This is a genomic window from Algoriella xinjiangensis (genome assembly GCF_900115015.1).
GTDB classification, from domain to species: Bacteria; Bacteroidota; Bacteroidia; order Flavobacteriales; family Weeksellaceae; genus Empedobacter; species Empedobacter xinjiangensis.
On sequence record NZ_FOUZ01000038.1, the window covers coordinates 1 to 1,345 of the forward strand.

Genomic DNA, 1,345 nt, shown 5'->3' on the forward strand with positions numbered 1-1,345 from the left:
CAATAGCGTCCTAAACGTTTAAAAAAAGTTCAAAAAAAGAGGGTTGAATTTTGTATCTCAAATTATCTTTGAGTTGCAAAACAAAAACTCACCCTCTTATGACAAATATAACACTGTTTTCTCAAATAATTTCAAAATTAGATCGTTCAAAATTTAGTAAAATAGTAGCAAAGCATCAAACTGATAAGCATAATAAAGGATTTAATAGTTGGAATCATTTAGTCTCAATGCTTTTCTGTCAATTTGCAAAGAGCCAATCTGTTCGTGATATAAGTAACGGACTTCGTTCGGCCACTGGAAATTTAAATCATCTAGGAATTAACAAAGCACCATCAAAATCTTCGGTTAGTTATCAAAATAAAAATCGCTCCCATGAACTGTTTAAAGAATATTATTTTGAACTGCTTCAAAGTTTAGGACAGCATCCGCGATTTAAACAAGTGAAATTTAGAATAAAGTCTAAGATTTTTTTATTGGACTCAACAACCATCAGCTTGTGTTTAAGTTTGTTTGATTGGGCAAAATACAAGCGTGCCAAAGGAGCTGTTAAAATGCATACACTGCTTGATTATGATGGGAATTTACCTGCTTATATCAATATTACCAACGGCAAAACGGCTGATAATAAAGGAGCTTACGAGATTCCTCTTTTAAAAGGTAGTGTGATTGTTGCAGATCGATTTTATAATGACTTTTCCCTTTTAAATATTTGGGACAGCAGTGGCGTGTTTTTCGTGATTAGACACAAAGAGAACTTACAATTTACCACAGTAAAAGAAAATGAGTTACCTGAAAAACGGCATGAGCACATTATGAAAGATGAGTTAATTGAATTAAGAAATGAGTCTTCAAAAGTCAAATATCCAAAACAATTAAGACGTGTTGCGGTGTGGGATCAAGAAAATCAACAAGTCATAGAACTTATCACCAATCAGCTTAATTGGTCGCCCAACACTATTGGTGAGTTATATAAAAGCAGATGGCAAGTAGAAATATTTTTCAGAGATATAAAGCAGTTACTTCACATAAAGTCATTTATAGGAACATCCGAAAATGCTGTTATGATTCAAATCTGGACTGCCTTAATTACTATTCTTATTCTAAAAGCATTGAAAGCACAATCAGAATTTGGCTGGTATTTATCCAATTTAGTAGCTTTCATACGTTTGAATCTATTCGTTAAAATTGACTTGCAAAAGTGGCTGGATAAACCCTTCGAAGAGCATATAAAACCTACTCCAAAAAACATGCAAGGGGTTCTATTTTGAAAAACAACCATTTCAAGGCGGAAACTCAATGAAATGGTCCAATTTTCTATGTTGATTTTTTATTTAGGACAGGATTG

At 32.9% G+C, this 1,345-nt stretch carries 1 protein-coding gene; it reads left to right on the forward strand.

Annotation, left to right across the window (positions count from 1 at the left end; all coding sequences use genetic code 11):
- Positions 1 to 98 precede the first annotated feature (98 nt).
- Positions 99 to 1,268: an IS4 family transposase gene (locus BM072_RS15340; RefSeq protein ID WP_092910775.1), complete on the forward strand. Its 1,170-nt coding sequence runs from the start codon at positions 99 to 101 to the stop codon at positions 1,266 to 1,268.
- Positions 1,269 to 1,345: the final 77 nt, after the last annotated feature.

Excerpts from the sequence above, each read along its gene's own strand:
- BM072_RS15340 (WP_092910775.1), top strand. The coding sequence starts at position 99 with ATGACAAATATAACACTGTTTTCTCAAATAATTTCAAAATTAGATCGT.